5 protein-coding genes and 2 pseudogenes are annotated in these 8,616 nt (G+C 44.9%); 2 read left to right on the forward strand and 5 right to left on the reverse strand.

The features are described from left to right. Window positions 1-22 precede the first annotated feature (22 nt). The 5 genes and pseudogenes from accA to dnaE all read right to left on the reverse strand — a co-directional run bounded on the left by accA (window position 23) and on the right by dnaE (window position 7,485). Window positions 23-999 (reverse strand): annotated as a pseudogene (accA, locus tag JCM21738_RS19930) (acetyl-CoA carboxylase carboxyl transferase subunit alpha). Then, on the reverse strand, window positions 984-1,862 hold the full coding sequence (accD, locus tag JCM21738_RS19935; RefSeq protein ID WP_023627016.1) for an acetyl-CoA carboxylase, carboxyltransferase subunit beta: 879 nt from the start codon (window positions 1,860-1,862) through the stop codon (window positions 984-986). The pseudogene accA and the gene accD overlap by 16 nt, the downstream one beginning before the upstream one ends. Before the next feature lie 173 nt (window positions 1,863-2,035). After that, window positions 2,036-2,563, reverse strand: a complete 528-nt coding sequence (locus tag JCM21738_RS19940; RefSeq protein WP_052019817.1) for a FadR/GntR family transcriptional regulator — start codon at window positions 2,561-2,563, stop codon at window positions 2,036-2,038. Between the two features lie 102 nt (window positions 2,564-2,665). Further along, window positions 2,666-3,903: pseudogene (gene ystJ, locus JCM21738_RS19945) on the reverse strand (NADP-dependent malic enzyme). A gap of 231 nt (window positions 3,904-4,134) precedes the next feature. Continuing rightward, the gene (gene dnaE / locus JCM21738_RS19950; protein ID WP_023627013.1) at window positions 4,135-7,485 is read right to left on the reverse strand and encodes a DNA polymerase III subunit alpha; all 3,351 of its coding nucleotides are present in this window, start codon (window positions 7,483-7,485) and stop codon (window positions 4,135-4,137) included. Between the two features lie 115 nt (window positions 7,486-7,600). Between dnaE and ytrH the strand changes: the two genes are divergently transcribed. Both ytrH and ytrI read left to right on the forward strand, forming a co-directional pair. Beyond that, window positions 7,601-7,978: a sporulation membrane protein YtrH gene (ytrH, locus tag JCM21738_RS19955; RefSeq protein WP_051391376.1), complete on the forward strand. Its 378-nt coding sequence runs from the start codon at window positions 7,601-7,603 to the stop codon at window positions 7,976-7,978. After that, the gene (gene ytrI, locus JCM21738_RS19960; RefSeq protein WP_023627011.1) at window positions 7,979-8,482 is read left to right on the forward strand and encodes a sporulation membrane protein YtrI; all 504 of its coding nucleotides are present in this window, start codon (window positions 7,979-7,981) and stop codon (window positions 8,480-8,482) included. Window positions 8,483-8,616: the final 134 nt, after the last annotated feature.

An 8,616-nucleotide genomic window follows, 5' to 3' on the forward strand; every position in this document is an offset into this window, starting at 1 on the left:
AAAACGTGCTGTTTCGCACGTTTTATTTTACCCCTATAAATTCAGTCGGAAACGAAAACTCTCCAATTCGTTTATATTTTTCGTAGCGCTGGCTCAGGAGTGTCTCTTCGTCCAGAACAAGCAATTCGGACATCGAGTCTTTTAAAACTTTATCCATATACTTCGCCTGCTGTTTTAGATCTTTATGTGCCCCGCCCTTTACTTCGGGAATGATTTCATCTATGATCCCAAGCCCTTTAAGGTCTGGTGCGGTAATCTTCATTGTTTCGGCAGCTTTTTTTGCCAGAGTAGAATCTTTCCATAAAATAGCTGCTGCTCCTTCAGGCGAGATTACAGAGTACGTGGAGTTCTCCAGCATATGAATGTAATTGCCGACTCCAAGCGCCAATGCTCCTCCGCTTCCGCCTTCACCAATGACCACACAGATTACCGGTACGGTGAGTCCTGCCATCTCGAATAGATTGCGGGCAATCGCCTCACTCTGGCCACGCTCTTCTGCCGCTTTTCCAGGGTAAGCCCCCTTCGTATCGATGAAGCAAATAATCGGACGCTTAAACTTCTCAGCTTGCTTCATCAAACGGAGAGCCTTCCGGTAACCTTCCGGATGCGGCATGCCAAAATTCCTGCGGATATTTTCCTTTGTATCTTTCCCACGCTGATGGCCGATAACGGTCACGGGATAGCCATGGAACTTGGCGATACCGCCAACAATTGCTTCATCGTCTCCATATGACCTGTCACCATGACATTCAAAGAAGTCAGTAAACAGCAATGAGATATATTCAAGCGTTGTCGGGCGATTAGGATGGCGGGCAATCTGCACACGGTCCCACGGTTTCATGTTCTCGTAAATTTCAGATTCAAGCTTTTGCAGTCTTGTTTCCAATTTATCAATTTCAGCCGTAAGATCTACGTCCGTATTCTTCGTGAATTCCTTGAGCTCACTGATTTTTTCCTGAGCTCCATTACTGGTTTCTCAAATTCTAGTTCTCCTGCCATTCGAAAGTCCCTCCTGGCTGATGGATTTCAAGTATTCCTGAGATTTTTTCCTTTAATTCCGTTCTCGAGATCACTGCATCAAGCTGTCCATGCTTCAGCAAGAATTCAGATGTCTGGAAGTCTTCTGGCAGCTCTTCGCGTATTGTCTGTTCAATGATCCTTCTTCCTGCGAAGCCGATCAAAGCTCCAGGTTCTGCAAGGTTGTAGTCGCCAAGCGAAGCAAAACTCGCGGAAACTCCCCCTGTTGTCGGGTGAGTCATAATCGAGATGATCAACCCGCCATTATCACTGAATCTTTTCAATGCGACGCTTGTTTTCGCCATTTGCATCAAACTCAGGACACCTTCCTGCATCCTTGCCCCGCCAGAAGCGGTAAAAATGATAAATGGTATCGATAATTCATCGGCTTTTTCAATCGCTCTCGTAATCTTTTCACCTACAACGGAACCCATGCTTCCCATCCGGAAAGTCGCATCCATGATTGCTATAGCGACATCAAGTCCATTCACACTGCCTATTCCGGTCACTACCGCTTCATTTAATCCTGTTTTTTCCCGGTCCTTTTCAAGCTTTTCCTCATATCCTGGAAATCCTAAGGGATTGCCTGAAACCATCTCGCGGTCAAGCTCCCGGAAACTTCCCGCATCGAGAAAGCTGTCCATCCGCTCTGCTGAATTCATTTGATGGTGGTAACCGCACTGGAAACACACCTTGCAATTTTTATTCAGTTCTTTCGTATACATGATCTTCTTGCAGTTAGGGCATTTCGTCATGATTCCTTCAGGAACATCCTGCTTCGCTGCTTCAGAAGGAATTGTCGCATACTTTTTCTTTTTCGTTTTCGTAAAAAGTTCCTTAAGCAAGTTATAACCCCCTCCGAATAATGCTAGTTATTTTGTAATATCCTAAATTTAGTAACAAAGAACTAAGTGGCCAGACCACTATTTCAAAAAGAAAGAGAGTCTGCCCTCCAGGCATCATAGGCATGTCCACAAGTATATAACATCCTTTCTACAAAAGATGTTACTTCATGTCGTCATTCCGTCGACATTTTCCGCAGCATGCGATACCTTTCGAGGATCAGGTCTCCTCTTTTTGATTCAAGTGAGTCTACCAGTTTGTGATAATCTGCTTTTTCAGCCGGCAATACTTTCAGCTGAAGTGCATCATAATAATCATTCAATATATACCAGATACGATAAAAAAGATGATTGTCAGCAAGTTCGGCAATTTTCCTGAAAAATTCCTCGTCCTCAAAATTATGGTCATCTATCCAGACCTTTAATCTTTTGATTTCGTCTTCCTTAAACTTTTCAGCCGCAAGATAAAGACAATCGACTTCAATCATATTTTTTGTTTCTACCACATCATCTTTAGCTTTTTCATCCTGCAGGATAAAGGTGCTTAATAATTGGACAAGCTGGTTGCCGCGGAAATCCCTGATAAATGTTCCTTCTCCTCTTCTCGTCTCGATCAAACCGAGAAGCTCGAGGGCGCGCAATGCCTCGCGAACGGAGGAGCGCCCGGCATTCAGGCGCTCTGAAAGTTCACGTTCGGACGGGATTTTATCTCCTGGCTTTAAGCGTCTTTATTAATCATTTCCCTTAGCTGCCTGACGATTTCCACATATACTTTAGTGTTTTTTTCAGGCTGTGCCACTAAGAGATCACTCACCTTTTCCAATTAATGCCAGACGCTTCGTGCGCTCTTTGACTTCTTCTGGATCCACTTTAATGCGCGCGACTCCCGTTTCCATCGCTGCATTCGCTACAGCCGCAGCAACAGCAGGAGCTACACGCGGGTCAAATGGGCCTGGGATGACGTAATCACTCGAAAGCTCGGATTCCTCGATCAGGCTGGCGATTGCGTCTACTGCAGCCACCTTCATCTTCTCATTGATATGGGTAGCCCTGGCATCCAATGCACCGCGGAAAATTCCAGGGAATGCAAGAACATTGTTCACCTGGTTAGGGAAGTCGGATCGGCCTGTACCTATTACTGCCGCTCCTGCTGCCTTTGCTTCGTCTGGCATGATTTCCGGCACTGGATTTGCCATCGCAAAAATAATTGGATCGTTGTTCATTGTCTGGACCATTTCTGCAGTCAGCGCTCCAGCGACAGAAACACCGATGAACACATCTGCTCCTTTTATCGCATCCGCAAGGGATCCTTCCACATTGTCACGGTTCGTGAATTTAGCAACTTCGTCCTTGATCGCATTCATCCCGTTAGGGCGGCCTTCATAGATCGCACCCTTTGTATCACACATGATGATATCACGGACTCCGTATGAATATAGGAGCTTAATGATAGCAATTCCCGCTGCTCCTGCTCCGTTTGCGACCACTTTAATTTCGTTCATTTTTTTGCTGACAATTTTCAGCGCGTTCACAAGTCCAGCGACCGTTACAATTGCAGTTCCGTGCTGATCATCGTGGAATACCGGTATGTTCGTTTCCTTTTTCAAACGTTCTTCTACAGCGAAGCAATTTGGCGCCGCAATGTCCTCCAGGTTGACTCCACCGAATGTCGGCTCAAGGAGTTTTACAGTCTCGACAATTTTCTCAACATCCGTTGTATTCAAACAGATTGGAAAGGCATCAACACCAGCAAAGCTCTTGAAAAGAACAGCTTTTCCTTCCATTACTGGAAGCGCGGCTTCTGGACCGATATTTCCAAGGCCCAAAACTGCTGTGCCATCAGAGACAACGGCTACCATATTGCCTTTCATTGTATAATCATAAACGGTTTCAGGCTTATCATATATTTCCTTGCAAGCTCCGCCACACCCGGAGAATAAGCAAGACTCAAATCTCTCGCATTCCTTACGGGCACTTTTGATTTTGACTCTAATTTTCCTTTGTTCACACGATGCATGTGCAAAGCTTCTTCACGTAAAGTCAACTCAGGTCCACTCCTTAGTTATAGGCTTTCTTCGCCAAAGATTGGCGCTTTCGTCTAGCACATTTCCGGCTATGAAACAATGAACTGCGAGAATGATGAAGACAGCATTTCTTCCAGAAACGACAATTATTTGCGAAAAAACACCTGGTTATAAAAAAAGTTTGCCTACTACAGTGGTCTGACCACACATATCCTTTTCCAATATAACACATCCATTATACTTGTAAAGAACTAATTTTTCAGGACGACATTATTGTCACCCAATATCTTATTCAATTCTCCCAGACTTCCTCGTTCTGCATTAATGCTGAACTCACCCGGCAGCAAAAGGGATTTCTCGGTTTCTTCGTTATACACTATTACCGGTACAGCGCCAGGATGTTTTTTCAATAAAGCTTTGATTTCGTTCATCTTGCCAGCACTATCCGTTCCTTTAGCAATCCGCAAATATAGAACCGTTTTTTGTTCTGCTGCTTTTTCAAGGTCGAGCACTTGTTGCACGATAAATTGACTCTTTCCTTCGCGTTCATCGAACTTTCCTTCCAGCAGCGCCATTTTCCCCTGGCCCAACACATGTCCATACTGCTTAAATACAGATGGGAAAACAACTGCATCTGTTTCCCCGCTTGCATCGCTAATAGTGAGGAAGGCCATTGCTTCACCTTTTCTCGTCCGGATTTTCTTTTCCTCTGTGATATAAACACCAAGCCGCACTTTGCTTCCCGAAGATTTCGAAGCAATCTTTTTAACACCTGCTGCCTTGAATTCTTTTTCGTAGATTGAAGCCGGATGCTTGGATAAGTAGACTCCGAGAACATCCTTTTCGAGGCTGAGCTTGTCCTCAATCCGCAGCGGGTCGACCTGGGTATACTTTGGCTTCAGGGAAAACTCTGCTTCAGCAAACATATCAATCTGGCCGGAATCATCGGGAGCGACCAGCTGTGCGTGTTCAATCGCGACATCTATCGTCGCTAAAAGAACAGCGCGGTCCTGTCCGAATTCATCAAAAGCACCTGAATAAATCAATGCTTCGAGTACTTTTCTTGTGGCTGCCTTTTGAGGCACTCGGATACAAAAGTCAAATATATCTTTAAACGGCTTGTTTCTTCTCGCCTGAAAAATTTCCTTAAGAGAGGCAATTCCTACTCCTTTGATTCCTGCCAGGCTGTACCGGACGGCGTCTCCCTCTGGCTGGAAGCTGAAAGCACTTCTGTTGATCGATGGAGGAAGAAGTTTGATTTCCATTTGCTGCAGCTCTCTTGCATACTGTGCTATTTTCACATCATTGCCGATTGCCGAAGTTAACAGCGCAGCCATAAAATAAAGCGGATAATGAACTTTGAGGTACGCCAGCTGGTAGGCTATCATACTGTATGCGACCGAATGGCTCCGGTTAAAGCCATAGTTTGCGAATCGGACAATCAAATCATAGATAAGATTCGCTGTTTTCGTGTCATATCCTTTATTTAAAGCCCCATTCACAAAATGTTCACGTTCCTGGTCAAGCACTTCCTTTTTCTTCTTTGAAACGGCTCTCCTCAGCAAGTCCGCTTCACCTAACGAAAATCCTGCCATCTGTGATGCAATCTGCATGATTTGCTCCTGATAGACGATGACCCCGTATGTATCCTGGAGGATTGGTTCAAGATCCTTATGGTAATAGTCAATAGGCTGCCTTCCGTGCTTGCGGTCTATGAACAGCGGGATATTTTCCATCGGGCCCGGCCGGTAAAGCGCATTGACTGCGACAATATCTTCAAACCTTGTTGGTCCCAGCCTTATAAGTACTTTTCTCATCCCATCGGATTCCAGCTGGAAAATACCAGTCGTATCTCCCCTTCCAAGCATCTCGAATGTTTCTTTATCTTCAACCGGGATATCATGGATGTCCAGCTTGCGCCTTGTTTTTTGCTGGATGGAGTGAAGGATTGAATCTATTAAAGTCAGATTCCTTAATCCTAGGAAATCCATCTTCAACAGACCTATTTCTTCAAGGTGGTCCATAGAATATTGGGTAAGGAACACTTTTGACTGGCCGGATTGAATCGGCACGACATTTGTAAGTGGCTGTTCGCTGATTACGACTCCCGCAGCGTGGGTCGAAGTATGACGCGGCAAACCTTCGAGCTTGATTGCCGTTTCAAGGATTCTCTTATTCTTAGAGGATTCTTCAATAAAATCCCTTAAGCCTGCAGATTCATTGATGGCTTCTTTCAGGGTGATGCCAAGTCTCGATGGCACAAGCCTGGACAGCCGGTCGAGCTCCTTCGCGTTCAAGCCGAAAACGCGGCCAACATCCCTTACAGCTGCCTTCGCAGCGAGTGTTCCAAAAGTGGCAATCTGTGCTACATGAAGCTCGCCATATTTGGAGGCAACATATTCGATTACCTCATCCCTGCGATTATCAGGGAAGTCGATATCGATATCAGGCATCGAAATTCGTTCTGGATTCAAGAACCTTTCAAAGAGAAGTTTATGTTCAATCGGGTCGGCATCGGTAATGTACAATACATAAGACACAATCGAGCCAGCCGCCGAACCACGTCCCGGTCCGATAAGGATACCTCTTTCCCTCGAGTATTTTATGAAATCCCATACAATCAGGAAGTAATCGCTGAAGTTCATTTTCTTTATGATTGACAGCTCATATTTCAGTCTGTCGATATGTTTTTGGGCAGGATTTCCGTATCGCTCTTCAAGGCCCTGAAAGCACAGTTCTTCAAGCATGACATCTGCATTTTTTCCCGAATCGACAGGGAACTTTGGCAGATGCCTTGTTTCAAAGTCAAGCATGACATTACAGTTCTCCGCTATCTTCAGTGTATTCTCCAATGCTTCAGGATACTCTGAGAACAGCTCGCCCATTTCTTTTGCTGGCTTTAAGTAAAATTCACTGCTGCCCAGTTTTTCACGATCATCCTCCTGAAGTTTCTCACCATTCCTGATTGCCAGCAGGCACTCCTGCGCAAATGAATCTTCTTTTTCAAGATAATGCACCTGATTGGAAGCAGCCAGTGGAGTGCGGGTTTCCGTGCCCAACCTTGCCAGCTGTCCAACTAATTCTTTTTGCCCCGGCAGGCCCTGGTCCTGTATTGATAGGTAAAAGTTGTCCCTGCCAAAGATCTGCTTGTAGAGATCCACCGTCTTTATTGCTTGCTCTCTTTCACCGTTTGTTAAATAATATTCTATTTCTCCCTGGGTCCCCGGTGTTATTGCAAATAGGCCAGAAGCATAATGCTTCAGCCATTTTACCGGTATTCCCTCAGGTGATTTCGTCTGTACTGCACTGGAAATCTTGATCAAGTTCTGGAATCCCTCATTGTTTTTTGCGAGCAGCACAAGCGGGAAGGATTCGTGCTTAAGAGTGGGACTGACTACGTCAACAGTCAGGCCGAGCAGTGGTTTGACCGAGTTCCTCAGGCATTCTTTATAAAATGCGACACTTCCGTACATTACATTGCGGTCCGTCAGTGCGAGTGCGGAATATCCTTTTGCCCTGGCATCGCGGACTAGCTGCTCTACTGTCGCCGTACTCGTGAGCAGACTGTATGCACTATAGACATGAAGGTGAATAAATGGCATTTCTCTCACACCCTTAATGGTTCATCTTCTTTCATTATAGGCTTTTAGGCAAAAAAAGAAAATATGTTCTCATTTGTTCAAGGAAGTTTAAACATAATAAATGCAGATTGTCCATATGATGAATTACGAGGAAAAAATCTACCATTTACAGAGGGTGTTTTATTTGAATCAGCCATTTGCGTCGCATCTGTTCGAAGCCTATTTTATCGCGCTTGGTGTATTGCTTGGCGGCTCGTTGATTGGCGGATTGGCCGCTTTTTTGACAGGACAGCCTTTAATGACGGAAATTGCCCGGTTCTCAAGTTCCATCCGGATATGGGCCATAATCGCCGCCATTGGCGGTACGTTTGATACCGTCTACAGCTTTGAACGAGGGCTGTTGAATGGTGAAACAAAAGATATTTTCAAGCAATTTTTGTTGATACTCACAGCCATGGGTGGTGCACAGACTGGTGCACTGCTAATCAACTGGCTGACACAGGAGCATGTATAAATGAGAATTCCCCCTTATTACCGCAGGCCTGAATGGCAGAGATTTTTTTCGGGTGTAGCAGTTGGTGCCCTAGTTAGCTGGATATTATTTTTATACATTAATGGTGCATGGATGGAAAAACACGCGAAGAAAATTGAGCAACAGAAAGATGAGATCGCCGACCTGCAAAGCGATATCAAAATCTGGATGGAGGATTACGAAGAGTTAAACGAAAAGAACCAGGAGAATTTGACTGTCCAGGAGATCAAGGTGAAGATCATCAATGACAAAAAATACAAGCAGCTTGATACGCTTAGCATCTATGAGATCGAGGAGGAGATCAAGGGGCAGCTGAACATGCTTCTTGCCAAGGACCTCGATTCGGTTTTCAAAAGCAGGGACTTGATCACCAGAGTGATTGAAAACAAATCCATTAAAGTGAATGATAAGCGTTATAAACTGAAAATCAAGTCAATGGTCATCTATACCTCTGTCAGCATCCAGGTGGAAATTAGCTTGGATTAATCTGATTCACGCGTCTGCTCAGACAGGTTTAGCGAAGTTGACCGGAAAGCTTTGAAACCTGAAACCTGTCACAATAACTGCGTTTTCTTGACAGCTTTTGGCTTAGTAACCTGAAAGCTGTCACAATAATCGCG

The sequence above is a fragment of the Mesobacillus boroniphilus JCM 21738 genome, assembly GCF_000517385.1.
Classification (GTDB): Bacteria; Bacillota; Bacilli; order Bacillales; family Cytobacillaceae; genus Mesobacillus; species Mesobacillus boroniphilus.